At 64.7% G+C, this 26,686-nt stretch carries 23 protein-coding genes and 1 pseudogene; 15 read left to right on the top strand and 9 right to left on the bottom strand.

All coding sequences use genetic code 11. The annotated features are described in order from the left end of the window. Nucleotides 1-153: 153 nt before the first annotated feature. The 3 genes and pseudogenes from A9973_RS23875 to A9973_RS23865 form a co-directional block, all read right to left on the bottom strand. Nucleotides 154-360: pseudogene (locus A9973_RS23875) on the bottom strand (PhoH family protein); the annotation flags it as partial. 56 nt (nt 361-416) lie between these two features. After that, nucleotides 417-881 (bottom strand): peroxiredoxin, encoded by a 465-nt coding sequence (locus A9973_RS23870; RefSeq protein WP_105558433.1) that lies wholly within the window; start codon nt 879-881, stop codon nt 417-419. Beyond that, the gene (locus tag A9973_RS23865; protein WP_183016144.1) at nt 878-1,339 is read right to left on the bottom strand and encodes an Mth938-like domain-containing protein; all 462 of its coding nucleotides are present in this window, start codon (nt 1,337-1,339) and stop codon (nt 878-880) included. The genes A9973_RS23870 and A9973_RS23865 overlap by 4 nt, the downstream gene beginning before the upstream one ends. A gap of 235 nt (nt 1,340-1,574) precedes the next feature. Between A9973_RS23865 and alaC the strand changes: the two genes are divergently transcribed. From alaC to A9973_RS23845, 4 genes are all read left to right on the top strand, one after another. Beyond that, nucleotides 1,575-2,762 carry an alanine transaminase gene (gene alaC / locus A9973_RS23860; protein WP_183016135.1) on the top strand — a complete coding sequence of 396 codons (1,188 nt, stop codon included), beginning with the start codon at nt 1,575-1,577 and terminating at the stop codon, nt 2,760-2,762. A gap of 47 nt (nt 2,763-2,809) precedes the next feature. Beyond that, a complete protein-coding gene (locus A9973_RS23855; protein WP_183016143.1) occupies nt 2,810-4,114 on the top strand; it encodes a homoserine dehydrogenase in 1,305 nt (434 codons plus the stop codon). 124 nt (nt 4,115-4,238) lie between these two features. Continuing rightward, the gene (thrC, locus tag A9973_RS23850) at nt 4,239-5,648 is read left to right on the top strand and encodes a threonine synthase (protein ID WP_183016134.1); all 1,410 of its coding nucleotides are present in this window, start codon (nt 4,239-4,241) and stop codon (nt 5,646-5,648) included. A gap of 184 nt (nt 5,649-5,832) precedes the next feature. After that, complete coding sequence (locus tag A9973_RS23845) at nt 5,833-6,054, top strand: YgdI/YgdR family lipoprotein (RefSeq protein ID WP_068980158.1); 222 nt, start codon at nt 5,833-5,835, stop codon at nt 6,052-6,054. A 77-nt stretch (nt 6,055-6,131) separates the two neighbouring features. Here A9973_RS23845 and A9973_RS23840 read toward each other — a convergent pair whose 3' ends face one another. Together A9973_RS23840 and pepN are read right to left on the bottom strand one after the other, a co-directional pair. Continuing rightward, nucleotides 6,132-7,151 carry a class 1 fructose-bisphosphatase gene (locus tag A9973_RS23840; protein WP_183016133.1) on the bottom strand — a complete coding sequence of 340 codons (1,020 nt, stop codon included), beginning with the start codon at nt 7,149-7,151 and terminating at the stop codon, nt 6,132-6,134. Nucleotides 7,152-7,161: 10 nt separating this feature from the next. Then, a complete protein-coding gene (pepN, locus tag A9973_RS23835) occupies nt 7,162-9,867 on the bottom strand; it encodes an aminopeptidase N (protein ID WP_183016132.1) in 2,706 nt (901 codons plus the stop codon). A 164-nt stretch (nt 9,868-10,031) separates the two neighbouring features. Between pepN and A9973_RS23830 the strand changes: the two genes are divergently transcribed. Beyond that, the gene (locus A9973_RS23830; protein ID WP_370539528.1) at nt 10,032-10,655 is read left to right on the top strand and encodes a DUF4136 domain-containing protein; all 624 of its coding nucleotides are present in this window, start codon (nt 10,032-10,034) and stop codon (nt 10,653-10,655) included. An 85-nt stretch (nt 10,656-10,740) separates the two neighbouring features. Here the strand turns inward: A9973_RS23830 and A9973_RS23825 are convergent, their stop codons facing one another. Beyond that, on the bottom strand, nt 10,741-11,124 hold the full coding sequence (locus tag A9973_RS23825) for an H-NS family nucleoid-associated regulatory protein (protein WP_183016130.1): 384 nt from the start codon (nt 11,122-11,124) through the stop codon (nt 10,741-10,743). A gap of 837 nt (nt 11,125-11,961) precedes the next feature. Here A9973_RS23825 and tldD point away from each other — a divergent pair. From tldD to glcF, 10 genes are all read left to right on the top strand, one after another. Continuing rightward, entirely contained in the window at nt 11,962-13,422 is a 1,461-nt protein-coding gene (gene tldD / locus A9973_RS23820; protein ID WP_183016129.1) for a metalloprotease TldD, read from the top strand. A 277-nt stretch (nt 13,423-13,699) separates the two neighbouring features. Next, nucleotides 13,700-14,773, top strand: a complete 1,074-nt coding sequence (aroG, locus tag A9973_RS23815; RefSeq protein WP_183016128.1) for a 3-deoxy-7-phosphoheptulonate synthase AroG — start codon at nt 13,700-13,702, stop codon at nt 14,771-14,773. 103 nt (nt 14,774-14,876) lie between these two features. Continuing rightward, a complete protein-coding gene (locus A9973_RS23810) occupies nt 14,877-16,286 on the top strand; it encodes an FAD-binding oxidoreductase (protein ID WP_183016127.1) in 1,410 nt (469 codons plus the stop codon). A gap of 247 nt (nt 16,287-16,533) precedes the next feature. Continuing rightward, nucleotides 16,534-17,499 (top strand): tripartite tricarboxylate transporter substrate binding protein, encoded by a 966-nt coding sequence (locus A9973_RS23805; RefSeq protein WP_183016126.1) that lies wholly within the window; start codon nt 16,534-16,536, stop codon nt 17,497-17,499. Nucleotides 17,500-17,502: 3 nt separating this feature from the next. Beyond that, nucleotides 17,503-18,021: a 2,4'-dihydroxyacetophenone dioxygenase family protein gene (locus tag A9973_RS23800; protein WP_183016125.1), complete on the top strand. Its 519-nt coding sequence runs from the start codon at nt 17,503-17,505 to the stop codon at nt 18,019-18,021. 10 nt (nt 18,022-18,031) lie between these two features. Next, nucleotides 18,032-18,748 carry an SDR family NAD(P)-dependent oxidoreductase gene (locus A9973_RS23795; protein WP_183016124.1) on the top strand — a complete coding sequence of 239 codons (717 nt, stop codon included), beginning with the start codon at nt 18,032-18,034 and terminating at the stop codon, nt 18,746-18,748. Between the two features lie 44 nt (nt 18,749-18,792). Further along, on the top strand, nt 18,793-19,668 hold the full coding sequence (locus A9973_RS23790; protein ID WP_183016123.1) for an IclR family transcriptional regulator: 876 nt from the start codon (nt 18,793-18,795) through the stop codon (nt 19,666-19,668). A 139-nt stretch (nt 19,669-19,807) separates the two neighbouring features. Beyond that, entirely contained in the window at nt 19,808-21,307 is a 1,500-nt protein-coding gene (locus A9973_RS23785; protein ID WP_183016122.1) for an FAD-linked oxidase C-terminal domain-containing protein, read from the top strand. 12 nt (nt 21,308-21,319) lie between these two features. Further along, nucleotides 21,320-22,426: a glycolate oxidase subunit GlcE gene (gene glcE / locus A9973_RS23780; protein WP_183016121.1), complete on the top strand. Its 1,107-nt coding sequence runs from the start codon at nt 21,320-21,322 to the stop codon at nt 22,424-22,426. Between the two features lie 6 nt (nt 22,427-22,432). After that, nucleotides 22,433-23,668: a glycolate oxidase subunit GlcF gene (gene glcF, locus A9973_RS23775; RefSeq protein WP_183016120.1), complete on the top strand. Its 1,236-nt coding sequence runs from the start codon at nt 22,433-22,435 to the stop codon at nt 23,666-23,668. Between the two features lie 51 nt (nt 23,669-23,719). Here glcF and A9973_RS23770 read toward each other — a convergent pair whose 3' ends face one another. From A9973_RS23770 to A9973_RS23760, 3 genes are read right to left on the bottom strand one after another with little or no spacing between them, the layout of a single operon-like run. Beyond that, nucleotides 23,720-25,159, bottom strand: a complete 1,440-nt coding sequence (locus A9973_RS23770; RefSeq protein ID WP_183016119.1) for an NAD(P)(+) transhydrogenase (Re/Si-specific) subunit beta — start codon at nt 25,157-25,159, stop codon at nt 23,720-23,722. Next, a complete protein-coding gene (locus A9973_RS23765; protein WP_006224972.1) occupies nt 25,156-25,473 on the bottom strand; it encodes an NAD(P) transhydrogenase subunit alpha in 318 nt (105 codons plus the stop codon). Before A9973_RS23765 ends, A9973_RS23770 begins: the two co-directional genes overlap by 4 nt. A 2-nt stretch (nt 25,474-25,475) precedes the next feature. Continuing rightward, nucleotides 25,476-26,594: a Re/Si-specific NAD(P)(+) transhydrogenase subunit alpha gene (locus A9973_RS23760; protein WP_183016118.1), complete on the bottom strand. Its 1,119-nt coding sequence runs from the start codon at nt 26,592-26,594 to the stop codon at nt 25,476-25,478. Nucleotides 26,595-26,686: the final 92 nt, after the last annotated feature.

Below are 26,686 nucleotides of genomic sequence, written 5' to 3'. Positions count from 1 at the left end.
TTGCCTACCCGCCCCGCAGCCATCCTGACCTTCCCCTCGGGCGAATCCGCCCGGGCGCAGGCCCGCACCACCAAGACTGCCGCTGCGCGGTCCAACACCTTAGCCGACCTTGCCGGCAACGACGAGAACGAGGACGAGATGCTCGTCCGGAATCTGCGCCTTGCGGGCCGGCGACGCCATGCCGTCGAGTTCAGGCTGGACGAGCATCTCGTCCTCGTTCTCGTCGTTGCCGGCAAGGTCGGCTAAGGTGTTGGACCGCGCAGCGGCAGTCTTGGTGGTGCGGGCCTGCGCCCGGGCGGATTCGCCCGAGGGGAAGGTCAGGATGGCTGCGGGGCGGGTAGGCAACTTCGGAAGCGGCATATGCGTCACTCTCCAGGGTGGGCCGGCAATAGCGCCTGACGGGTATTCCTGTACGGCTAACCGATGCTTTTTGCGGCCTGCAGGACTTCCTTGGCGTGGCCCGGGACCTTCACCCCGCGCCACTCCTGCACCAGCACGCCATAGGCATCGATCAAAAAGGTGCTGCGCTCGATGCCGCGCACCTGCTTGCCATACATATTCTTCTGCTTGATGACACCGAACAGATTGCACACGGTTTCGTCAGTGTCGGCGATGAGAGGGAAAGGAAGTTCGTACTTGGCCTTGAAGTTCTCATGCGATTTCAGCGAATCGCGCGAGATGCCGATGACCACCGCGCTGGCCGCCAGGAACTCGGCGTTCAGGTCGCGGAAATCCTGGCTTTCGGTCGTGCAGCCAGGCGTGTTGTCCTTGGGGTAGAAATACAGGATGACAGCGCGGCCCTGGCATTGTTCAAGGCTGATCGGACCAATGGTGCTTTCTGCGGTGAACTGCGGGGCGGGCTTGCCGATACTGGGCGTCATTTCTGGGGATCTCCGTTGGGAGGGATGAGGGCGACCACGACGCGGCGGCCCTCGGCCATCAGGATGTTGTAGGTGCGCGAGGCGGCATGGGTGTCCATGATTTCGACACCGATGCCCATGGCCAACAGGGGACGCAACACTTCTGGGCGCAGGAACTGTTGCCGGGCGCCCGTGCCGACCAGCAGCACTTCGGGCGCATTGGCCGGGCGGCTGGGCGTGGCTTCCGGTTCGTCCAGGAATGCCATGGGGTCGCGGACGGGCTCGGTCAAACCGGCCGCCTGGTGCAACAGGGGGGAGGTAATGTCGGCCGGCGACTCAACGGGCCATTCGGTCACTTCGCCTTCGGGGCCAAAGGCCACCGAGGAGGAAAAACGTACCTGGTTGACCTCGATATAACCCTCACCGTAAGCGGTGACAGTGTTCAGAGCGGCCGTCGCAGGATCGGTATGCAGCTTCAATAAAAACTCCGGCTTTGTGGCTTGATAATAGCGCATCAGGATGTACAGATGTTGCTCTGTATCCACTCGGGAAATGGGGGTTTTTCCGCTCCATTTGCCGCCTAGGCGTCCTTGCGCTAGATTACAGGGTTTTGCTGCACTGCAATCGTGTGCTGGCGCGGCTTTCAGCCCCTTTTCCATTCGCGCGACCGCGCCCTGGTTTTTTTGCCCAATTCGGCCCCTAAGGATTCCCATCATGAGGAAGTTCTCTCGCATTGAGCGTCTGCCCCCGTACGTTTTCAACATTACCGGCGAGCTCAAGATGGCGGCGCGCCGGCGGGGTGAAGACATCATCGACATGTCGATGGGCAATCCGGACGGGGCGACGCCCAAGCACATCGTGGACAAGATGGTGGAAGCCACCACGCGCCCCACGACCCACGGCTACTCGGTGTCCAAGGGCATCCCGCGCCTGCGCAAGGCGATCTGCGACTGGTATCAGCGCCGCTACGCGGTCGAGCTCGATCCGGATTCCGAAGCCATCGTCACCATCGGTTCCAAGGAAGGCCTGGCCCACTTGATGCTGGCCACGCTGGACCGCGGCGACACCGTGCTGGTGCCCAATCCCAGCTACCCGATCCACATCTACGGCGCCGTCATCGCCGGCGCCAACATCCGGTCCGTGCGCATGACGCCGGGCGTGGATTTCTTCGAAGAGCTGGAGCGCGCCGTGCGCGAGTCCATCCCGAAGCCTAAAATGATGGTGCTGGGTTTTCCCAGCAACCCGACTGCGCAGTGCGTGGACCTGTCGTTCTTCGAACGCGTGGTGGCGCTGGCCAAGGAACACGACATCCTCGTCGTGCACGACCTGGCCTACGCCGACATCACCTTCGACGGCTACGTGGCGCCTTCCATCATGCAAGTGCCCGGCGCGCGCGATGTCGCCGTCGAGTTCTTCACGATGAGCAAAAGCTACAACATGGCGGGCTGGCGCATCGGCTACATGGTCGGCAACCGCGACCTCGTCAACGCGCTCGCACGCATCAAGAGCTATCACGACTACGGTACGTTCACGCCGATCCAGGTGGCGTCCATCGCCGCCCTGGACGGCCCGCAGGATTGCGTGAACGAGATCGTGGCGCAGTACCAAAGCCGCCGCGACGTGCTTGCGCGCGGTCTGCACGAAGCAGGTTGGAATGTGGAGATTCCCAAGGCGTCCATGTATATCTGGGCGCAGATCCCCGAGCCCTACCGGGCGATGGGTTCTTTGGAATTTGCCAAGCGTGTCCTGTCGGATGCGAAAGTGGCCGTGTCCCCCGGGATCGGCTTCGGCGAGTATGGCGACGACTACGTACGCTTCGCTCTTATCGAAAACGAGCAGCGCACCCGCCAAGCGGTGCGCGGCATCAAAGATATGTTCCGCAAGGACGGATTGCTGAAATGAATACCCCCCTACGCTCACCCGTCTCGCATGGCCCCGAGGGCAGCGCGATGAATCCCATGAAGGTGGGCCTGCTCGGACTCGGCGTGGTTGGCGGCGGCACGTGGACCGTGCTGTCGCGCAACGCGGAAGAAATTGCACGCCGCGCCGGCCGCCGCATTGAAGTCACGCGCGCCGCTGTGCGCGATGTGGCCAAGGCGCGCGCCCGCGTGGGCGACTCGATTCTGGTCGACACCGACGTGCACGCGCTGGTTCGCGACCCCGAAATCGATATCGTCGTTGAGCTGATTGGCGGCGACACGCTGGCGTTGGAGCTGGTGATGGAAGCCATCGCCAACGGCAAGCATGTCGTCACCGCCAACAAGGCCCTGCTGGCCAAGCACGGCAACGAGATCTTCGCCGCCGCTTACGAGCGTGGCGTCATGGTCACGTTCGAAGCCGCGGTTGCCGGTGGCATCCCGATCATCAAGGCGATCCGCGAAGGCCTGACCGCCAACCGCATCCAGTGGGTGGCCGGCATCATCAACGGCACCACCAACTTCATCTTGTCTGAGATGCGTTCGCGCGGCCTGCCGTTTGCCGACGTGCTGGCCGAAGCCCAGCGCCTGGGCTACGCCGAAGCCGACCCGACGTTCGACGTGGAAGGTGTGGACGCCGCGCACAAGCTGACCCTGCTGGCCTCGCTGGCCTTCGGCGTGCCGGTGCAGTTCGACCGCGCCTACATCGAAGGCATCTCGAATTTGGCCGCCGAAGACATCGAGCACGCCGAACGCCTGGGCTACCGCATCAAGCTGCTGGGCATCACCAAGCGCCGCCCCGACGGCATCGAAATGCGCGTGCATCCGGCGCTGGTGCCGTCCGAGCGCCTGCTGGCCAACGTCGAAGGCGCGATGAACGCCGTGCTGGTCAAGGGCGACGCCGTCGGCCCCACGCTGTACTACGGCCAGGGCGCGGGCGAAGAGCCCACCGCCTCGGCCGTCGTCGCCGACCTGGTCGACGTCACCCGCCTGCACACCGCCGACCCGGGCAACCGCGTCCCGCACCTGGCGTTCCAGCCGGACGCCATGTCCGACACGCCGATCCTGCCGATCGAACTGGTCAGCACGTCGTACTACCTGCGCCTGCGGGTCGACGACCAGCCCGGCGTGCTGGCGGACATCGCCCGCATCCTGGCCGACCGCTCCATCTCGATCGGGTCGATGATCCAGCAGCCCTCGCACATCGGCGGCGCCGACATCATCTTCCTGACGCATGAAGCCGTGGAAGGCAACGTCAACCAAGCCATCGAGCGCATCGAGTCCTTGCCGTTTGTCCGGTCCAAGGTCACGCGGTTGCGCGTGGAGCACCTGACATGATGAGATCCCACCCCCGAAACGCCTTTGGCGCTTCCCCCTCAAGGGGGCGCCCCCTGCGGACCGGCAAAGCCGGCTCCGCGGCCGCCCGGTTGTGGGCAGCGCGGCGCATCGTGGAGCAAACACTATGAAATACATCTCGACTCGTGGCGGCATGAATGCCCTGGGGTTCTCCGACATCCTGCTGGAAGGCCTGGCGCCCGACGGCGGCCTGGCCATGCCGGAGCAATTGCCCCAGGTGTCCGAAGCGACGCTTGAATCGTGGCGTGGCCTGTCCTACGCGGACCTGGCGTTCGAGGTGCTGTCGCTGTTCGCCACCGACATCCCCGCGGACGACCTGCGCCGCCTGACGCGCGCCGCCTACACGCAAGAGATCTTCAACAGCGAAGACATCGTCCCGCTGCGTCCGCTGGATGGCGGCCTGTCGCTGCTGGGCCTGTCCGAAGGGCCGACGCTGGCCTTCAAGGACATGGCGATGCAGTTCCTGGGCCAGGTCTTCGAATACGTGCTGGCCAAGCGCGGCACCACGCTGAACATCGTGGGCGCCACCTCGGGCGACACCGGCTCGGCTGCCGAATACGCATTGCGCGGCAAGCAGGGCGTGGCGGTGTTCATGCTGTCGCCGCACGGCCGCATGAGCGCCTTCCAGCGCGCGCAGATGTATTCGCTGCAAGACGAGAACATCCACAACATCGCCGTGCACGGCGTGTTCGACGAAGCCCAGGACATCGTCAAGGCCCTGGCCGGCGATCTGGCATTCAAGACGAAGTACCGCCTGGGCGCGGTGAATTCCATCAACTGGGCGCGCATCGCCGCCCAGGTGGTGTACTACTTCCACGGCTGGCTCCGCGCGACGGACAAGCCGGGCCAGCAAGTGTCGTTCGCCGTGCCGTCGGGCAACTTCGGCAACATCCTGTCGGGCCACATCGCGCGCAGCATGGGCTTGCCGGTGCGCCGCCTGGTGCTGGCCACGAACGAGAACAACGTGCTGGAAGAGTTCTTCCGCACGGGCGTCTACCGTCCGCGTCCGGCCGAACAGACCTACGCAACTTCCAGCCCGTCGATGGACATCTCGCGCGCCTCCAACTTCGAACGCTTCGTGTTCGAGCTGGTGGGCCGCGACGCCGCCCGCGTGAAGGCCTTGTGGGCGGCGCTGGCCAAGGACGGCTCGTTCGACTTGTCCGACCTGAAGCCGCAGTTCGAATCGCGCTATGGCTTCGTGTCGGGCGCAAGTTCGCACGAAGACCGTCTGGCGACGATCCGTTCGGTCTACGAAGAGACCGGCGTGTTGGTCGACCCGCATACGGCCGATGGCGTGAAGGTCGCGCGTGAATTCATCGAGCCGGGCGTGCCCATGCTGGTGCTGGAAACCGCGTTGCCGGCGAAATTCTCCGAAACCATCGAAGAAGCGCTGGGCCGTCCGGCCACGCCGCCGGGCAACCTCGCGAATCTGGAGTCCCTGCCGCAGCGCGTGGAAGTCATGGATTGCAGCGAAACCGCCGTGCGCCGCTTCATCGAGGCCAACGCCAAGGTGTGATCGATGTAACGGCTTGCGCGTTCTGTAAGCGAGAAGAACCCCTTCCAGGTCCGCCTGCGAGGGGTTTTTTTACGATGTGGGATGCGGAGATTACGTTCTCATGCATTTTGGCCACAACCCGACACGGATTCGGGGCCGGATTGCCGATACAGTGGATCCACATTCACACTTGGAGAACACGCCCATGAACCTGAAGACCATGACGTTGGCCCTGGTGGTGACCGGAGTTGGGGTGCTGGCCGGATGCTCGTCGCCCTCGGTCATTCAGCAACGGGACGGGACCTCGACCGTGACGCCCGACACGCCGTCTTACGACAAGAAGTCCGGCATGTATGAATACGACAAGGACGGCAAGAAGGTCCAGATCAACAAGGACGACGTGAAGTCCATCGAAGAGGTCAAATGACCGCCGCCGCCGCGCCTTGCGCGCGATGAAAAAAAGCCCCTTGAGCGATCAAGGGGCTTTTCATTTCCGGGGAAGGATTACTTCGCCGCTTCTTCCGCGTGATAGCGGCCCACGCGGTCGACTTCGTTCTTCGAGCCCAGGATCACGCTGACGCGCTGGTGCAGCTTGTCCGGCTGGATCGCCATGATGCGCTGTTCGCCGTTGATCGACGCGCCGCCGGCCTGTTCGACCAGGAAGCTCATGGGGTTGGCTTCATACATCAGGCGCAGCTTGCCGGCCTTGCCGGGTTCGCGCGCGTCCCAGGGGTACATGAAGATGCCGCCGCGGGTCAGGATGCGATGCACGTCCGCCACCATCGAGGCGATCCAGCGCATGTTGTAGTCCTTGCCCAGCGGACCGGTCGTGCCGGCCAGGCAGTCGTCGACGTAGCGCTTGACCGGGGGAGCCCAGTGGCGCATGTTCGACATGTTGATCGCGAATTCCTTGGTGTCTTCCGGCACCCGGATGTTCTCGTGCGTCAACACCCACGAACCCATCTCGCGGTCCAGCGTGAAGCCCACGACGCCATTGCCGATGGTCAGCACCAGCATCGTCTGCGGGCCATAGACGGCGTAGCCGGCCACGACCTGCTTGTCGCCCGGCTGCAGGAAATCCTGCTCGCACACGGGGGCGCCCGACACGTCGTGCGGGGCATGCAGCACCGAGAAGATCGTGCCGATGGAGACGTTGACGTCGATGTTCGACGAGCCGTCCAGGGGATCGAACAGCAGCAGGTATTCGCCCTTCGGGTAGCGGTTCGGAATCAGGTGGATGGTTTCCATCTCTTCCGAGGCCATGGCCGCCAGGTGGCCGCCCCATTCGTTGGCTTCCAGCAGGATCTCGTTGGACAGCACGTCCAGCTTCTTCTGCACTTCGCCCTGGACGTTTTCGCTTTCCAGGCTGCCCAGCACGCCGCCCAGGGCGCCCTTGCTGACGGCATGGCTGATGGCCTTGCAGGCGCGCGCGACCACTTCGATGAGCAGTCGCACTTCCGGCGCGAGGGCTTGGGCGGAGCGCTGTTGCTCCACCAGGTATTGAGTCAGTGTTTTACGTTTCAAAAAGGTCTCCCTATGCTGCGAATTCTAAAGCCTTGGATACGATTTCCTGCACGTTGCGCGACAGGCCTTCGTGGGCGCGCACGCGTTGCAGGGCGGCCTGCATGGGCGTGCGCAGGGCCGGCACGAAGCGCGACCAGTTGTCCAGCGCGCGTGCCAGGCGCGCCGCGATTTCCGGATTCAGCGCATCAAGCGCCAGCACTTGCTCGGCCCAGAAGGCATAGCCCGTGCCGTCCGGGTGGTGCATGCCGCGTGCGTTGTTCAGGCAGAACTGGAAAATCAGGGCGCGCGCCCGGTTCGGGTTGCGCAACGTGAATGCCGGATGCGTCATCAGTTCGCGCGCGGTCTGCACCGTGGTCGAACGGGCCGCGGCCTGCAGGGCGAACCACTTGTCCACCACCAGCGGGTTGTCGCGCCATTTGTCGTAGAACGCGGCCAGCGCTTGCTGCGGGAAATCGCCCTGGCCGTAGTTGATCAGGGCGGACAGCGCGGCCATGCTGTCCGTCATATTGCCGGCGCGCTCGTATTGCTGCTCGGCCAGGCGCTGGGCGTCGTGTTCGCCCGCCGCCAACAGATGGCTCAGCGCCAGGTTCTTCAGCGCGCGCATGCCGGCCGGCACCGGGGCCGGGCTGTACTCGCCCGGCGTCTGGTTCTGTTCGAACGCCTGGCGGAATTCGGCGGCAAGCTGGCGGCCGAGTTCGGCACGCAGGAAGTCGCGGGCCACGGCCAGCGCGGGCGGGTCCACGGCCTGCATGCGCTCGGCCAGGGTCTTCTCCGACGGCAGCGCCAGCGCGCGGGCGCGGTAGGCGGCGTCGATGGCCGGGTCGGTCAGCAGCGCGCGCCACGCGTCGATGAAGGCGGCGTCGGCATGCAGCGTGCGGCCGGCCTGGCGGGCTTCGGCCAGCGCCAGGATCTGGCGGGTGGCCAGTTCCTGGCCGGCTTCCCAACGCGCGAACGGATTGCCGTCGTGCGCGGACAGCAGGGCCAGTTCCTCATCGCTCCAGTCGTAGTCCACGATGACAGGGGCCGAGAAATCACGCAGCAGCGAAGGCACCGGGCGCTCGGCGATGTCGTCGAACACCCATTGCTGGCTTTGCGTCGTCAGTTCCAGCAGCGCCGTGTCGTGGACGGCGCCGTCCAGCCGCAAGCGCAGGGCGCGGCCGTCGCGGTCCAGCAGGCCGATCGCGAACGGGATGTGGTACGGCGCCTTGACGTAGTCGGCGCCGGCCTTTTTCTCGACGCCCACCGGTTGGCAGTCCTGGGTCAGCGTGACCGTGCAGCGGCGCGTGGCGGCGTCGTGCTCCAGCGCGACGGCGACGCGCGGCGTGCCCGCCTGGCGGTACCAGCGGCGGAACACCGACAGGTCGCGGCCTGGGTGCTGGCCCACATAGACCGATTCCATGGCGGCGACGAAGTCATCGCAAGTCACGGCCTGGCCGTCGTGGCGGCGGAAATACTCGTCCATGCCGGCGCGGAAACCTTCCTCGCCCAACAGGGTGTGCTGCATGCGGATGACTTCGGCGCCTTTCTCATACACGGTGGCCGTGTAGAAATTGCCGATTTCCTGATAGCTCTCGGGCCGGATGGGGTGGGCCATCGGGCCCGCATCTTCCGGGAACTGGGCGGCGCGCAGCGCCACCACGTCGTCGATGCGCTTGACCGCTCGGGCGCTGGCCGCCGCAGTCGCGTCCATGTCTTGCGCCATCATGTCCGCGCTGAATTCCTGGTCGCGGAAGACCGTCAGGCCTTCTTTCAGGCTCAGCTGGAACCAGTCGCGGCAGGTGACGCGGTTGCCGGTCCAGTTATGGAAGTACTCGTGGCCGATGACGGACTCGATGCCCTCGTAGTTGGCGTCGGTGGCGGTGTCGGGGTCGGCCAGCACGTAGGCGGCGTTGAAGATGTTCAGGCCCTTGTTCTCCATCGCGCCCATGTTGAAGTCGTGGACGGCCACGATCATGAAGCGGTCCAGGTCCAGCTCCAGGCCGAAGCGGGTCTCGTCCCAACGCAGCGCGCGCACCAGCGAATCCAGCGCCCATTCCGTCTTGGTTTCAGAGCCCGGGTCGCTATAGACCTGTAGCAGCACGTCGCGGCCGCTGGCCGTCGTGACCGTGGTTTCGCGGTGGGTCAGGTTGCCCGCGACCAGCGCGAACAAGTAGCAGGGCTTGGGGAACGGGTCTTCCCATTCGACCTCATTGCGGCCGTCGGGCAATTGGCGCGAAGCCATCAGGTTGCCGTTGGACAGCAGCACGGGATATTCAGGGGCGGCGCGCAGGGTCACGCGATAGCGCGACATGACATCGGGTCGGTCGGCGAACCAGGTGATGCGGCGGAAGCCTTCGGCTTCGCATTGGGTGAAAAAGTTGCCGCCCGAGACGTACAGGCCCATTAGCGTGGAATTGGCCGACGGCTTGCAGCGGCTGACGATCTCGACCGTGGCCTCGGCCGGCAGGCCGTAGACCGCCAGGCTGTGGTCCGACAGGTGATAGCCGTCGGCGGCCAGCGCCGCGCCGTTGACGCCTACCGAAACGAGTTCCAGGTCTTCGCCATCCAGGATCAAGGCGGCGTCGGCGCTGGCGCCGGGTTTGCGTTGCACGCGCATGGTGCACCGCACCTCGGTGGCGTCGGGCGCCAGATCGAAGGCCAGGGCGACTTCAGGAATGTCGTACGGGTAGGGCTGGTAATCCTTGCGATAAACGGTAATGGGCGTGTCGGTGCGCATGGAGTGGCAGTCCTGATTGAACGAGGGTTCTATTGTAGTAGGTGGCCGCGACGGTTCGCTTGACGCTTGCAGGCTACGGCAAACTTTTTGCCTTGCGCCCTGTCAAAGCTCAGTATGATGGCGCCGTCGCGCGCTAGAGGAGTCGCAGAATGTCCAGGTTGTCCATGTTCAGTGTAGGCCGTTGGGCCGGTTTATTGGCTGTCGCGGGGGTACTGGCATTGACTGGATGCGCGGCGCCCTCGGTGTCCGCCCGGGTCACGTCGTTCCAGCAATGGCCGGCGGGCGTCGAAGGCCAGACTTATCAGTTTGTCGCGTCCGATCCCAACCAGGTCAATAATCTGGAATACCAGTCTTATCAGGACATGGTGCGCGCCGGCATCGGCGCGACCGGGCTGGTCGAGGCTCAACCGGGATCCAAGGGCCGCTTCGAGGTTTCATTCACCTATGGCACCAGCCAGACCCAGATCATGGTGCGGCGCCCCTATGATCCGTACTTTTATGGCGGCTATGGGTACGGCGGTTATTACGGTCCGCGTGCGTGGGGGCCCGGGTACGGTTACTGGGGGCCGGATTGGGTCGATGTGCCTATGGCCGTCCAGCGCAATACGCTCAGCCTGAAGATCCGCGATACCCAGCGCAACGGTGCCGAGGTATATCGTTCCAGCGCCTTCATACTCAGCCAGGGCGATGATTTTGTGCGCACGATGCCCTATCTGGTCCGTGCAATATTTGACAATTTTCCCGGAAATAATGGGGCCGAGCGCGAAATCGAATTCCCGCTTCGCTAAGTCCGCCGCCTTTTCGGCGGGTCCCTTAAATAAAATCGGCGCACCAGATTGGTGCGCCGATTTATTTGTTACTGCTGGATAGGTTTTATTCTTTGATAAGAAAACTGTCGCGTGTCGCGCCTGAAGCTTCTTCAGCGGCGAGCCAACGCGGGGCTTTGCCGCGGCCGCTCCAGGTTTCACCGGTTTGGGGGTGGCGATACTTCGGCGCAACTGCCCGCTTGGCGGCGGTGGCGGGGCGCCCGGCCGCGCCAGCCTTGCGTCGGCCGCCTGCGGCCGCGCGCACGGGCTTGCCTGTGCCATAAGCGGCGACGATCTCTTCCGGCGTGATGTCGTATTCACGCATGGAATTGATGATGGACGTGATCACGGGCTTGCGGCGCTTCGTTTGAAGGACTTCTGCCTTCTTTTGGAGCTTGTTGATTTCCTTTTCGATCTTTGCTTGCAGTGCTGCGTATGTTTCTCGGGCCATGGTTTATTCCTGATTATGGAACTGCTTTAATCGCCGGCAAAGTTATGTTTATTTGTTGTGCTTCGCATAATACAGAAGTTACGGCTTGACTTCTCTATTTTCGGACTAATTACTTTGTATCAAAAGGGTCGGAGAGCCTTTAGGCTTGCGGATGCGCGCAAGGAACAAGTATTGGGAAGAATATTCCCAAATTTGGGACAACTTGAAACAATCGACGTTTTGGTTCGAAAGGTGGACGAATGAGAGGCGATGGCCTCAACTTGGGGCATTTTTGTTTCGTATACCGAGCAGATCGGGGTGATTCGGTCTGACGGGAGGAGAGATTGAACCGGGTGTTTCCATTTAAAGGCCTGCATTTGCCGTGGGACTTTCAATGCCTCGATCTGATGACGAAAACATCCCTGGTCAGCCGTTTCGACCCGCCGTCATACATTTTGGCTTTCCCGCACTTTGAGAATGATAGGGAACTGAAACGAACCGAGCAGGCGCTCGGGTGACATAAATTTCTTGGTTGTATGACGAGTCTGCCGCATTTGACGTCCTTGTACGCCAAGGTGTTCCAAGGTGGGTGCAGCAGGCGGAGAAGCTGACGAAACTGTTATGTGGCGGAACAAAGTTTGGTCGCAATTGCTTAACTTGATACTCAATATTGCGCCCCCATCTGATTCACGTGTCGATAATGTCCATTTGGTTTTCCGGCCTGAGGCCCGACCCGGGCGCCGTGCGTCTTTTGGTGCGGGGCGGGACGCCGGCCCCTGGTCGGCGTTACGATACGGTCTTGAGCGTCAACGCAAGCGCGCGCGACCATGCCGCGCCGGCGCCCCCTGAATAGAGCCTATGAAAATCACTGATCCCGCTATTGCATCCCTTGCCACCGCCAAATCGCTGCTGCTGGACCCCTGGGGTCTGACTGAAGCGGACATGGCGCGCGCGCTGGGTGAAATCTTCACCCACAAGGTCGATTACGCCGACCTGTACTTCCAGTACACGCGCAGCGAGGGGTGGAGCCTGGAAGAGGGCATCGTCAAGACCGGCAGCTTCTCGATCAGCCAGGGCGTGGGCGTGCGCGCCGTCAGTGGCGAGAAGACCGCTTTCGCGTATTCCGATTCCCTGTCGGCAGATGCCTTGCTGTCATCGGCGCATGCCGTGCGCGGCATCGCGCGCCGCGGTGCGGGCAAGGTCAAGGTGGCGGCGCACCGCGAGGCCGAGATGGGCCGCAGCCTGTACGCGGACATCGATCCCGTGGCGACGTTGAGTGCACCGGAAAAGGTCGCGCTGCTTGAGCGCATCGAACGCATGGCGCGTGCGCGCGATCCCCACGTCATCCAGGTGATGGCGGGACTGGGCGCCGAATATGACGTCGTGCTGGTCGCGGGCAGCGATGGCCGCCTGGCCGCCGACGTGCGTCCGCTGGTGCGCCTGTCGCTGACCGTGATCGCCGAACGCAATGGCCGCCGCGAAATGGGCCATGCGGGTGGCGGCGGACGCCTGGGCCTGGCCTACTTCACTGACGAGATGCTGCAAAGCTATGTCGAGCGCGCCGTGCACGAAGCCATGGTGAACCTGGAAGCGCGTCCCGCGCCGGCCGGCGAGATGACGGTGGTGCTGGGTTCGGGCTGGCCCGGCATCCTGCTGCACGAAGCGGTGGGACACGGATTGGAAGGCGACTTCAACCGCAAGGGTTCCAGCGTGTTCTCCGGCCGTATCGGCGAACGCGTCGCTTCCAAGGGCGTGACCGTGGTGGATGACGGCACGCTGCCGGACCGCCGCGGCTCGCTCAACATCGACGACGAAGGCAACGCCACCCAGCGCAACGTGCTGATCGAAGACGGCATCCTGCGCGGCTACATGCAAGACACGCTGAACGCTCGCCTGATGAAGACGGCCGCCACCGGCAACGGCCGGCGCGAGTCCTTCGCGCACCTGCCCATGCCGCGCATGACCAACACCTACATGCTGGCGGGCGACAAGCCGGCCGAGGAAATCGTGTCGTCCGTGAAGCGCGGGCTGTACGCGGTGAACTTCGGCGGCGGCCAGGTCGACATCACCAGCGGCAAATTCGTGTTCTCGGCTTCCGAGGCCTACATGATCGAAGACGGCAAGGTGACCTATCCGGTCAAGGGCGCCACCCTGATCGGCAACGGCCCCGACGCCATGACCCGCGTCACGATGATCGGCAACGACCTCCAGCTGGATTCGGGCGTGGGCACCTGCGGCAAGGATGGCCAGAGCGTGCCGGTGGGCGTGGGCATGCCGACCGTGCGCATGGAAGGCCTGACGGTCGGCGGCACGGCCTGAGAGGATGCCCGGCCGTCGCGTCCCCCAAAAACGATGTGACGGTCCGAATAATCTGTGCTAGAGTCAATCCCCATGAAATTCGCGTCCCCCGCCTTTTATTTTTATTTTTATGGTTTTCTGAAGCCGCTGGCGGAGGAAGGGACGCGCTCAATCTGAAGTTTGGAAAGAATCCCCCCCAAAAAAGCCGCCAGCGAACTGGCGGCTTTTTTTGTGCCGCCAGGATCGGGAAAGACCGTTCGGGATGGACCCCGTTGGCGGGCAACCCAGGAGCAGTACCGTGTCACACAATACCGACGACCTTCGTATCCGAGAAATCAAGGAACTGAATCCGCCCGCGCACGTGATGCGCGAGTTCGCGTGCACGAAGGAGGCGTCCGATACCGTATTCGCCGCCCGCCAGGGCATGCACCGCATCCTGCACGGCATGGACGACCGCATGATCGTCGTGATCGGGCCGTGTTCGATCCATGACACGCGGGCCGCCATCGAATACGCGAAGCGCCTGAAGCCGGTGCGCGACCGGCTGAGCGCCGACCTGGAAATCGTGATGCGCGTGTACTTCGAAAAGCCGCGCACCACGGTGGGCTGGAAGGGCCTGATCAACGACCCGGACCTGGACGGCAGCTTCGACATCAACAAGGGCGTGCGCGTGGCCCGCGAGTTGCTGCTGGACATCAACAGCCTGGGGTTGCCGGCGGGCTGCGAGTTCCTGGACATGATTACCCCGCAATACATCGCGGATCTGGTCTCCTGGGGGGCGATCGGGGCACGGACGACGGAAAGCCAGGTGCATCGCGAACTGGCCTCGGGATTGTCGTGTCCGGTGGGATTCAAGAACGGCACGGACGGCAACGTGAAGATCGCGGTCGACGCCATCAAGGCCGCGTCGCAGCCGCACCATTTCCTGTCGGTGACCAAGGGCGGGCATTCGGCGATCGTGTCGACGGCCGGCAACGAAGACTGCCACGTCATCCTGCGCGGCGGCAAAACGCCGAACTATGACGCCGCCAGCGTGGACGCCGCCTGCCAGGACGTGTCCAAGGCAGGCCTGGCCCAACGCATCATGGTGGACGCCAGCCACGCCAACAGCAGCAAGGACCCCGAGAACCAGCCGCGGGTGATCGAGGACGTGGCGCGCCAGATGGAAGCGGGCGACGCGCGCCTGGTCGGCGTCATGGTCGAAAGCCACTTGCTGGGCGGGCGCCAGGACATGGTGCCTGGCAAGCCGCTGGTCTACGGCCAGAGCATCACCGACGGCTGCATCGATTGGGATGCGTCGGTGGCCGTGCTGGACCGTCTGGCGCATGCTGTGCGCGAGCGCCGTCGGGTCGCGCTGACCTCCGGCAAATAAAGCCCGTGTCCGCGCCGCTCGTCGCCTGCCTGGGGCGGTGTGCGGCGCAGCACGCGCGGCGGCGTAGAATATTCGGTTACCGAACCCCGAGAACACGCTGATCATGAATGCTCCCTTGCACGCTGAAACGTTGCGCCGCCCGGTGCCGGCCGCCTGTCTGGATGCCTTGCGCGCGCGCTTTGGCGACCGCCTGTCCGAGTCCTCCGCCGTGTGCGAACACCATGGCCGCGACGAATCGCCGTATCCGCCCATGCTGCCGGACGCCGTCGTTTTCGCGCACACCACCGAAGAGGTGGCCGAGATCGCCAAGCTGTGCAATGCGCATCGTGTTCCGTTGATTCCCTATGGCGCGGGCTCTTCGCTGGAAGGCCACGTCCTGGCGATCCAGGGCGGCATCAGCCTGGACCTGTCGCAGATGAACAAGGTGCTGGCGATCAACGCCGAAGACCTGACCGCCAGCGTGCAGGCGGGCGTGCTGCGCAAGCAGCTGAATGAAGAAATCCGCAGCACCGGCCTGTTCTTCCCGATCGATCCGGGCGCTGATGCCAGCCTGGGCGGCATGGCCGCCACGCGGGCCTCGGGCACCAACGCCGTGCGCTACGGCACCATGCGCGAAAACGTCATGTCGCTGACGGTGGTGACGGCCGACGGCCGCATCATCCGCACGGCGGGCCGCGCGCGCAAATCGTCGGCAGGCTACGACCTGACGCGCATTTTCGTCGGCAGCGAAGGCACGCTCGGCATCATCACGGAAGTGACGGTGCGCCTGTATCCGCAGCCCGAGGCCGTGTCCGCCGCGGTCTGCAATTTCCCCACGCTGGACGATGCGGTCCAGAGCGTGATCGAGATCATCCAGATGGGCGTGCCGATCGCGCGCGTCGAATTCATGGATGCCGCCAGCGTGCGGTCGGTCAACCAGTACAGCAAGCTTTCCTTGCGCGAAACGCCGTTGCTGGTGTTCGAGTTCCACGGCAGCCCGGCCGGCGTGCAGGAGCAGGCCGAAACGGTGCAGGCGATCACGGCCGAGCACGGCGGCATGGACTTCGAATGGGCCGAGCGCCCCGAAGACCGCAGCCGCCTCTGGACGGCCCGTCACAATGCCTACTTCGCCGGCCTGCAATTGCGGCCCGGCTGCCGCGCCAGCACCACCGATGTCTGCGTGCCGATCTCGCGGTTGGCGGATTGCGTGCGCGACACGGTCGAGGAACTGGACCGCGCGAGCTTCCCGTACACCATCGTCGGCCACGTCGGTGACGGCAACTTCCACGTGCTGATGCTGCTGGACGCCGATAATCCGAAGGAGTGGGAAGAGTCCGAAACGATCAACCACAATCTGGTGCGCCGCGCGATCGCCGCGGACGGCACCTGCACGGGTGAACACGGCGTGGGCCTGCACAAGATGCAGTTCATGGCCGAAGAGCACGGCGAAGACGCGCTGGACTTGATGCGCAGCCTGAAGCATGCGTTTGATCCGCACAACATCCTGAATCCGGGCAAGATCGTGTCCTGGTAAGCGCCGCGCGGCGACCGCGCCGCCCGCCACCCCTCAAGCCGACGGCATCGCCCGTCGGCTTTTTTTTTCGGACGTATTCAGGGAGGGCCGCCTGCCGAATTCCAGTGACACTCCTCCTCAAATCCTTTACTCATATTTTTCGTAGACAAATGTCCACATTGTGGATATTCAAGAGAGGCGTCTGCGGAAGATCCAAGAACGGGCGATGCCTCGGCAGAAGGCACGCCCTGAACCCAAGGAGACAAGGATGTTGATGAGACAAGGCTTGATGGCGGCCGGCCTGATCGTGGCCGGCCTGGCGGCAGCGCTGCCGGCGCATGCGCAGGCGGACAACTATCCGAACCAGCCGGTCACGCTGGTGGTGCCGTTCCAGCCGGGCGGCGGCACCGACGCCGTCGCGCGCACGTTCGCCAAGGTGTCCGCGCAATACTTCCCCAAAGGGATGGTGGTGTTGAACAAGGCCGGCGCCGGCGGCGCGGTGGGATGGAAGTACGTGCTGAACAGCAAGAACGACGGCCACACGCTGACCGTCGTCACGGCGGAATTCGTGATCCTGCCCCTGCTGGGCCTGTTCGACCATACCTACAAGGACTACACGCCGCTGGTGCAACTGAACGCCGATCCGGCAGCGATCGTGGTGCCGGTCGATTCGCCCTACAAGACCCTTGAGGAATTCATGGCGGCCGCCAGGAAGTCGCCGGCCGCGCTGAACGTCGGCACCTCGGGCACGGGGTCCATCTACGACGTCGCGCTGAGCGCCTTCGAGGTGAAGTCGGATACCCGCTTCACGCACATTCCGTTTCCCGGTTCCGGTCCGGCCCTGCTGAACCTGCTGGGCGGCCAGTTGGACGCCGTGGCGACCAGTCCCGCCGAGGCGTCCGAGTACGTGCGCGCCGGCAAGCTGCGCCTGCTGGTGCTGATGAGCGACAAGCGCGTGCCGGAATTCCCCGATGTGCCGACGGCCAAGGAGAAAGGCCTGGATGTGGCGTACGGCACCTGGCGCGGCATTGCCGGCCCGAAAGGCATGCCGCCGGCCACTGTGGCCAAGCTGAAGGAAGTGTTCGAGAAAGTGGCGCAGGACCCACAGCTGATTTCGGCGATCAAGGCCCAGAACCTGGGCTACGTCTATGCCGACGGCGACGCCTTCGAAAAGAAGATGGCAGCCGAGACCGCCGACTACGCGCAAGTCCTGAAAACCTTGAGCATCAAGTAAGCCATGAACCCGACCACCGCTGTGCCGACCCCCTACCGTTACCCCAACCCCAAGGAAGCGCTGCCCGACATCGTCGTGCCGCAGGTGATTCCGGAAGACGAGCGCGTCTGGGTCCCGCAAGCCGAGAACGTCTGGTTCCGGCCGCTCTGTCTGAACGTGTCGCAGGGGTACTGGATGAACCTGCTGCGCGTGCGCAAGTCGGGCGTGCTGAGCTGCCACCGTCATCCGCAGGCGGTGCACGGCTACGTCATCAAGGGGTCGTGGCGCTATCTGGAACACGACTGGGTCGCCCGCGAAGGCAGCTACGTCTTCGAGCCGCCAGGCGAAACCCACACCCTTTATGTGCCGGAAGACGTAGAGGAAATGATCACCATGTTCCAGGTCAACGGCGTCATGTACTACTGCGACAGCGAAGGCCGGCACACGGGCTATGAAGACGTGTTCACCAAGCTGGACATGTGCCGCAAGCACTACGAAAGCGTGGGGCTGGGGGCGGACTATGTCGATCAGTTCATCCGCTGAGGACGTCGCCATGAGTTTTCAGGCAGGGCTGTTCAACGACAAGATCGCCGTGGTCACGGGCGGCACGCAAGGGCTGGGCCGCGGCGTGGCCGAGGCGCTGGCGCGCCTGGGGGCGCGCGTGATCGCGGTGGGCTTGCCGTCCGCCGAGGCGCCGCCCGCAGGCGTCGAGGTGGCGACGCTGGACGTCACGCAGGCGGACGCGGTCGCGCAGTTTGCCGCCACGCTTTTGCACGTGGACATCCTGGTCAATTGCGCCGGCGTGATTTTCCGGCAAGAGGAATTCAAGCTGCCGGTGTTCGAACGCGTGCTGGACATCAACCTGACCGGCACCATGCGCGTGTGCGAAGCATTGCGGCCGCAGCTGGCGCGCGGCAAGGGGTGCATCGTCAATACGGCGTCGATGCTGAGCTTCTTCGGGGGAGGCCTGGTGCCGGCTTATAGCGCCAGCAAAGGCGGCGTGGCGCAATTGACCAAGTCGCTTGCCATCGCCTATGCCGAGGCAGGCATCCGGGTCAACGCCGTGGCGCCGGGTTGGATCGCGACGCCGTTGACGGAAGCCTTGCAGAAGGATCCGGCGCGCGCCTCGCGCATTCTGGAACGCACCCCGCTCAAGCGCTGGGGCACGCCGGACGACGTGGCGCAGGCGGTCATGTTTCTGTGTTCGCCGGCGTCGGCTTTCATGACCGGCGTGGTGATGCCGGTGGATGGCGGCTACATGGTAACCTGAGCCGCGCGCCGGCCCGCCGGCACGTTTTGTCACGGAAACCGTCCATGAATGCCCCCCGCGAGAAGTCTTCCCGCGCTGCCCGACCAGATGCCGCGCCGACCGCGTCGGCCGCGGCATCCGCGTCATCGCCCGCGCTTGGGGCAACGTCCGTCGCCGGCACCGCGTCCTTCTCCAAATTCATGCGGGTGCTCGACGCCATCGCGTTGGACGGCGATACCGCCTGGACGGTGAACGCATTGAGCGCCAGGCTGGGTTATCCGCGCCCGACGATCTACCGCATCGTCGAGGCGCTGATCGCCGAGCAATTGCTGGTGCCCAAACGCAACGGTCAGTCCTTCGGGCTGGGGCCGCGGCTGGTCAGCCTGGCCAGCCGCGCGCTGGAAAGTTCGGATATCCGGCAGTTGTGCAAAGACCACCTGTTCGACCTCAGGGCGCTGACGCAGGAAACCGTGCATCTGGCCGTGCCCGACCGGTCCGAAATGACTTATATCGACAAGCTGGAAAGCCCCAAGGCGGTGCGCATGAATTCGCGGCTGGGCAGCCGGGTCACGATGTATTCCAGTTCGGTCGGCAAGGCCTATCTGGCGCGACTGCCGCCCGACGAGCGTGATGCCGTGATCCAGACGCTGGAGTTCCTCGTCTTCACCGAGGCCACGTTGCGCACGCCACAGGCCTTGCACCGCGAGCTGGAACAGATTCGCCGGCAGGGATATGCGGAAGACCGCGAAGAGAACGAGAAGGACATTTTCTGCTTCGGTTGCGCGATCACCGACAAGCAGGGCGCGCCGGTGGCGTGCGTCAGCTTGAGCATCCCCGCGTTCCGCATGAGCGCCAATCGGACCGACAGCTATATCAAGCCGCTGGTCGACACCTGCGCGGCCATTTCCAGAAAACTGGCGGTGCTGGATTTTTCGGGATAAGCGCTGCGGCGGCTGCGGCTTTTCAACGACAAACGCCGTCTGGAATTACTGCTGGTTACGTGTGCGTAGCGGGACAGTCGATTGGATGCGGGTAAATCCCGGCCTGTTTTAAGGGACTGGTCGCGCTATTGTTGCGCTCATGAATTCACTGGTCGAAACCGGCCTGGCACAAGTGCAGGCGCCTTACTCGTTGCAGCAGCTTATCGAGGCGTTGTCGGCCGCGTTGCCCGCGCACTGCGTATTATTCCGCGAAGAAGACACGCGCCCCTACGAGTGCGACGGCTTGTCGCTGTATCGCGCGTTGCCTGCTGTCGTGGCGCTGCCGGAAACCGAAGAGCAGGTGCAGGCCGTCATGCGCATCTGCAAGCGCTTGAATGCGCCCATCGTCGCGCGCGGCGCCGGCACTGGCCTGTCGGGTGGCGCCATGCCGCACAGCCAGGGCGTGCTGCTGGGCCTGTCCAAGTTCAACCGCATCAAGCATATCGATCTGGCCAGCGCCACGGCGATCGTGCAGCCCGGCGTGCGCAATCTGGCCATTTCGGAAGCGGCTTCGCCTTACGGGCTGTACTACGCGCCCGACCCCTCCAGCCAGATCGCCTGTTCCATCGGCGGCAACGTCGCCGAAAATTCCGGCGGCGTGCATTGCCTGAAGTACGGACTGACTGTGCACAACGTGCTGCGGGTGCGGGTGGTCACGATCGACGGCGACGTCGTCGAGCTGGGTTCCGAAGCGCCGGATGCGCCGGGCCTGGACCTGCTGTCCGTCTTCATCGGTTCCGAGGGCATGCTGGGCGTGGTCACCGAAGTCACGGTCAAGCTCATTCCCAAGCCGGCTTGCGCGCAAGTCGTGATGGCCAGCTTTTCCAGCGTCGAGGCGGCCGGTAACGCGGTCACGCAAGTGATTGCGGCGGGCATGATTCCGGCTGGGCTGGAAATGATGGACCGCCGCGCCACGCACATGGTCGAACCCTTCGTGCGCGCCGGCTACGACATGGATGCGCAAGCAATCCTGCTGTGCGAATCCGACGGGACGCCTGAAGAAGTGGCGCACGAGATCGCCCGGATGGAAGCGGTGTTCCGCGCCGCCGGCGCGACACGCTGCCAGGTTTCCACATCCGAGGCCGAGCGCCTGAAGTTCTGGGCCGGCCGCAAGAACGCATTTCCGGCCGCGGGCCGGGTGTCGCCGGATTACTACTGCATGGACGGCACGATTCCGCGCCGCCATCTGGCGCGCGTGCTGGGCGCCATTGAACAGATGGAAGACGAATTCGGCTTGCGTTGCGCCAACGTGTTCCACGCGGGCGACGGCAATCTGCATCCGCTGATCCTGTTCGATTCGAACAAGCCGGACGAGGTGGAACGGGCCGAGAAATTCGGCGCTGCCATTCTCGAGCTGTGCGTGCAGGTAGGAGGGACCGTGACCGGAGAGCACGGTGTAGGTATGGAGAAAATAAATCAAATGTGCGTGCAATTCTCTCGAGAAGAACTCGACGCGTTCCTGGCGGTCAAGCGGGCGTTCGACCCGCCGTGCCTGCTGAATCCTGAAAAGGTCATTCCCACGCTGGCCCGCTGCGCCGAATACGGCAAGATGCATGTCCATGCGGGCGAGCTGCGCTTCCCCGATCTCGCCCGTTTCTAGGACCATTCCCCCATGGATTTCGTCCTGTCGGAATTGTGCGACCAGGTCATGACGGCCCGTGCCGGTCACAAACCGCTGTTTGTGATGGGCGGCGGCAGCAAGGCGTTTTATGGCAATTACCGCCCGGTAACGCCGCAAGATGGCCACTGCCTGCTGGACATGACGCCGTATCGCGGCATCGTCAGCTACCACCCGTCCGAACTGGTGGTGACGGTGCGCGCGGGCACGCCGCTGGCTGAACTGGAGGCGGCGCTGGCCGAAAATAGTCAGATGCTGGCCTTCGAGCCGCCGCATTTCGGTGCGTCCGCCACGGTGGGCGGCTGCGTGGCGGCGGGGCTGTCCGGCCCGCGCCGCATGAGCGCGGGCGCCTTGCGCGACTTCGTGCTGGGGACGCGCCTGCTGGATTCGGAAGGGCGCATCCTGTCGTTTGGCGGAGAAGTCATGAAGAACGTGGCCGGGTACGACGTGTCGCGCCTGCTGGCCGGTTCGCATGGCATTTTCGGCGCGCTGCTGGAGGTGTCGATGAAGGTCGTGCCGCGGCCGATGGAAGAACTGACGCTGGTCTTGCCCGCCACCCAGGCCCAGGCGCTGGCCAGCTTCGCGCTATGGCGCGGCAGGCCGCTGCCGATCTCGGCCACCAGTTGGACGGGCGGCGACGAGCACGCCGAGGGCGCGATGCACGTGCGCCTCTCGGGCGCGCCGCCGGCGATCGCCAGCGCGCGCCAGACGATCGGCGGCGATCCCTTGGACCCCGATGCCGCAGCGGTCTGGTGGCGCGCGTTGCGCGAGCAGACCCATGACTTCTTCGCGCCCGGCCAGCCCTTGTGGCGGCTGGCCTTGCCGCCCACGGCCGCCGTGCTGGGCGTGGGACCGACCCTGATCGAATGGGGCGGCGGGCAGCGCTGGCTGTCGGGGGCGCGCGACGCCGCCGAGCTGCGCGATGCCGCGGCGCGGCTGGGCGGCCATGCCACCTTGTTCCGCGCGGGCAACGGCCGTCCGCCGGCGGACGGCGTGTTCCATCCGCTGGCGCCCGGCATCGCATCGATCACGCGGCGCCTCAAGCAAGAGCTTGATCCGGCCGGCCTGTTCAACCCCGGCCGCCTGGTCCTGGAGCTATAGCGCATCATGCAAACCAACCTGGCATCCTGGGCGCGCGAGACCGATCTGGGCAAAGAGGCCGACGCGATCTTGCGGCGCTGCGTGCACTGCGGATTCTGCACGGCCACCTGTCCCACCTACCAAGTACTGGGCGACGAGCTGGACAGCCCGCGTGGCCGCATCTACCTGATCAAGCAGGTGCTGGAAGGCGCCGAGCCCACGCAGTCCACGCAGCAGCATCTGGACCGCTGCCTGACGTGCCGCAATTGCGAAACCACCTGCCCGTCGGGCGTCGAGTACGGCCATCTGATCGACATCGGCCGCAAGATCGTGGACGAGCGCGTGCCGCGATCCTGGGCCGAAAAGGCCAAGCGGAATTTCCTGCGCCGGGCCATGTTGTCGCCGATGTTCGCACCGGCGATGCGGGTGGGGCAGGCCGTGCGCGGCTTCTTGCCCGAGGCCCTCAAGCGCAAGGTGCCTGAACGCCGCGACGCGGGCGCGCTGCCTGCGGTCGCCGGTCACGCGCGGCAAGTGCTGATGCTGGCAGGCTGCGTGCAGCCGGCCATGATGCCCACCATCGACGCCGCCACCATCCGCGTGCTGGATGCCGTGGGCATCGGCGCGCGCATCGCGCCGGGCGCGGGTTGCTGCGGGGCGGTCAGCTTCCACCTGGACGCCCAGGACGCGGCGCTGGCGCAGATGCGCGCCAATGTCGACGCCTGGTGGCCGCTGGTCAAGGACGCGGGCGTCGAAGCCATCGTCATGAACGCGTCGGGGTGCGGCGCGATGGTGAAGGAATACGCACATCACCTGAAGCACGATCCGGCCTACGCCCAGAAGGCGGCGGATATCGTCGCGCTGGTCAAGGATGTGGCCGAGATCGTGGCGCCGCACGCCGAGCAATTGCGCGCGCGCTTGCCCGCCGGCACGCGCGCGGCGTTCCATCCGCCTTGCACCTTGCAGCACTGGCAGGGGCTGCGGCCGCTGTCGGAGCGGCTGTTGGCGGACTTGGGGTTCGACTTGCTGCCGTTCGCCGACCAGCACCTGTGCTGTGGCTCGGCGGGCGCGTATTCAGTGCTGAATCCGGAGATCGCGCTGGAACTGCGCGACCGCAAGCTGGGCGCCATCGCCGCTGGCGGACCAGATGTGATCCTGTCGGCCAACATCGGCTGCATCGGTCATCTGCAAAGCGGCACCGACACGCCGGTGCGGCATTGGGTGGAAGTCGTGGACGAACAACTGCGGAAGGCGGTTGCCGCGTAGCGGCAGGCACGCCCGCGAACGCCCCATGAGGGCATTCGCGGGCCGGCGGCGCTACTCCACCGCCTTGACCATGTCTTCCAGCACTTTCTTCGCGTCGCCGAACACCATCATCGTGCGGTCCATGTAGAACAGCTCATTGTCCAGGCCCGCATAGCCCGAGGCCATGGAACGCTTGTTCACGATCACAGTCCGGGCCTTGTAGGCCTCCAGGATGGGCATGCCGGCGATCGGGGACTTGGGGTCGTTCTTGGCAGCCGGGTTGACCACGTCGTTCGCGCCCAGCACCAGCACCACGTCGGTCTGGGCGAACTCGCTGTTGATGTCTTCCATCTCGAAGACCTGGTCGTAGGGCACTTCGGCCTCGGCCAGCAGCACGTTCATATGGCCGGGCATGCGGCCGGCAACGGGGTGGATGGCGTACTTGACCGTGACGCCGCGCTCGGTGAGCTTGGTGGCCAGTTCCTTCAACGCGTGCTGCGCGCGCGCCACCGCCAAGCCGTAGCCCGGCACGATGGTCACGCTTTCGGCATTGGTCATCAGGAAAGCGGCGTCGTCTGCGCTGCCCGACTTGACGCTGCGCTGCTGTCCATCGCCCGCATCCGCCGCGCCGCCCGTCTGACCGCCAAAGCCGCCCAGGATCACGTTGAAGAACGACCGGTTCATCGCCTTGCACATGATGTAGGACAGGATCGCGCCCGAAGACCCCACCAGCGAGCCGGCGATGATCAGCATCGGATTGTTCAGCGAGAAGCCGATGCCGGCGGCCGCCCAGCCCGAGTAGCTGTTCAGCATGGACACCACTACCGGCATGTCCGCGCCGCCGATCGGGATGATGATCAGCACGCCCAGAACGAAGGCGATCAGCGTCATGATGACGAACGGCGTCCAGTCCTGCGTGAGCATGAACCACACGCCGCAGCCCAGCATTGCCAGCGCCAGCGCCAGGTTCAGCATGTGCTGGCCCGGGAACACGACCGGCGCGCCCTGGAACAGCCGGAACTTGTACTTGCCCGACAGCTTGCCGAACGCGATGACTGAACCCGAGAACGTGATGGCGCCCACGAACGTGCCGATGAACAGCTCGAAGCGGTTGCCGGTGGGGATCATCGAGCCGGCCGCGACGATGCCGAACGCGTGGGGCTCGGCCACCACCGCGACGGCGATGGCCACCGCCGCCAGGCCGATCATGCTGTGCATGAAGGCGACCAGCTCCGGCATCTTCGTCATCTCGACGCGACGGGCCATCAGCGTGCCGACTGAGCCGCCGACCAAGAGGCCCAGCAGCACCCAGCCCAGGCCGATCGTGGCCGTGCCCGTGCGGGCCAGGCCGACGATGAGCGCCGCCGTGGTCAGCACGGCAATCGCCATGCCGGCCATGCCGAATGCGTTGCCCAGCCGCGAGGTGGTCGGATGCGACAGGCCCTTGAGCGCCTGGATGAAGCAGACCGAGGCGATCAGGTACAGCAGGGTGACGAGGTTGAGCGAGATCATTTCGCTTCCTCCTTGCCCGGCTTGCGATCCTTTTTCTTGAACATTTCAAGCATGCGCCGCGTGACAAGGAAGCCGCCGAACACATTCACCGCAGCCAGCGCCACGGCGAACACGCCCATGCCGCGCGCAAGGCCGCCTTCGGTCAGCGCGGCCGCCAGCATGGCGCCCACGATGATGATGGCCGAGATGGCGTTGGTGACCGCCATCAGCGGCGTGTGCAAGGCGGGCGTGACGTTCCACACGACGTGATAGCCGACATAGATGGCCAGCACGAAGATGATGAGGTTCATCAGGGTGGGGTTGATCGCTTCCATGTTCAGGTTCTCCGCAACACATTGCCGCCTTCGCACACCAGGCAGGCCGCCACGATTTCGTCGTCGCGCTGGATCGCCAGCGCGCCGTCCGCATTGATGATGAGCTTCAGGAAATCCTGGATGTTGCGCGCATAGAGCGCGGAGGCATCCGTGGCGACCAGGCCGGGCAGGTTGGTCAGCCCGATGATGGTCACGCCATGCTTTTCCACCACCAGGCCTTTTTCCGACAAGGGGCAGTTGCCGCCGCGCTCGACCGCCAGGTCCACCAGCACCGAACCCGGCTTCATGGCCGCAACCGTTTCCGCGGACACAAGCGTGGGGGCGGGCCGCCCGGGAATCAGCGCCGTGGTGATGACGAGGTCGGCCTGCTTGCAGCGTTCGGACACCAGCGCCGCTTGCCGCGCCATCCAGCTGGGCGGCATGGCGCGCGCATAGCCGCCCGTGCCTTGGGCGATCTCGCGTTCTTCGTCGGTTTCGAACGGCACGTCGATGAACTTGGCGCCCAGCGATTCGACCTGTTCGCGTGCGGCGGGGCGCACGTCAGAGGCTTCGACCACCGCACCCAGCCGCTTGGCCGTGGCGATGGCCTGCAAGCCGGCCACCCCGGTGCCCAGCACGACGGCGCGCGCGGCTTTCAAGGTGCCTGCGGCGGTCATCATCATGGGGATCAGGCGGCCGTAGTGGTGCGCGGCCAGCAGCACGGCCTTATAGCCGGCCAGGTTCGCCTGGGACGACAGCACGTCCAGACTTTGCGCACGGGTGATGCGCGGCGCGGCCTCGAGCGCGAACCCAACGAGGCCTGCCGCGGCCATCTGTTCCAGGCCTTCGGCGTCGAAGGGATCAAGCATGCCGATGACGGCCGCGCCCGATTTCATCTGGGGCAATTCTGCGGGAGAGGGCGCGCGAACCTTCAGGACAAGTTCCGCGCCCAGCGCATCCTGGGCGGAACCGAGCGTAGCGCCCGCGGCCTCATAGGCGTCATCCAGATAGCGGGCGGCGGTGCCGGCCCCACGCTCCACGACAACGGTGTGTTTGCCGCCTACGTACTTCTTGACGGTCTCCGGTGTTGCTGCGACACGGGTTTCCCCGTCTCGGGTCTCTTTTGGTATCCCGATGTGCATCGACGCCTCTCCTCGAAGGTTCGCCGTAGTTATACACGCTAATGCTGCCCCCAAGCTGCGCTCATTGCATTCGCTTGCTGCCCCCCACGGCG

The organism is Achromobacter sp. UMC46 (genome assembly GCF_014170335.1).
Classification (GTDB): domain Bacteria; phylum Pseudomonadota; class Gammaproteobacteria; order Burkholderiales; family Burkholderiaceae_B; genus Achromobacter.
The sequence above is the reverse complement of the archived record's forward strand: the minus strand, read 5'-3'. Positions and strand labels throughout refer to the sequence as shown.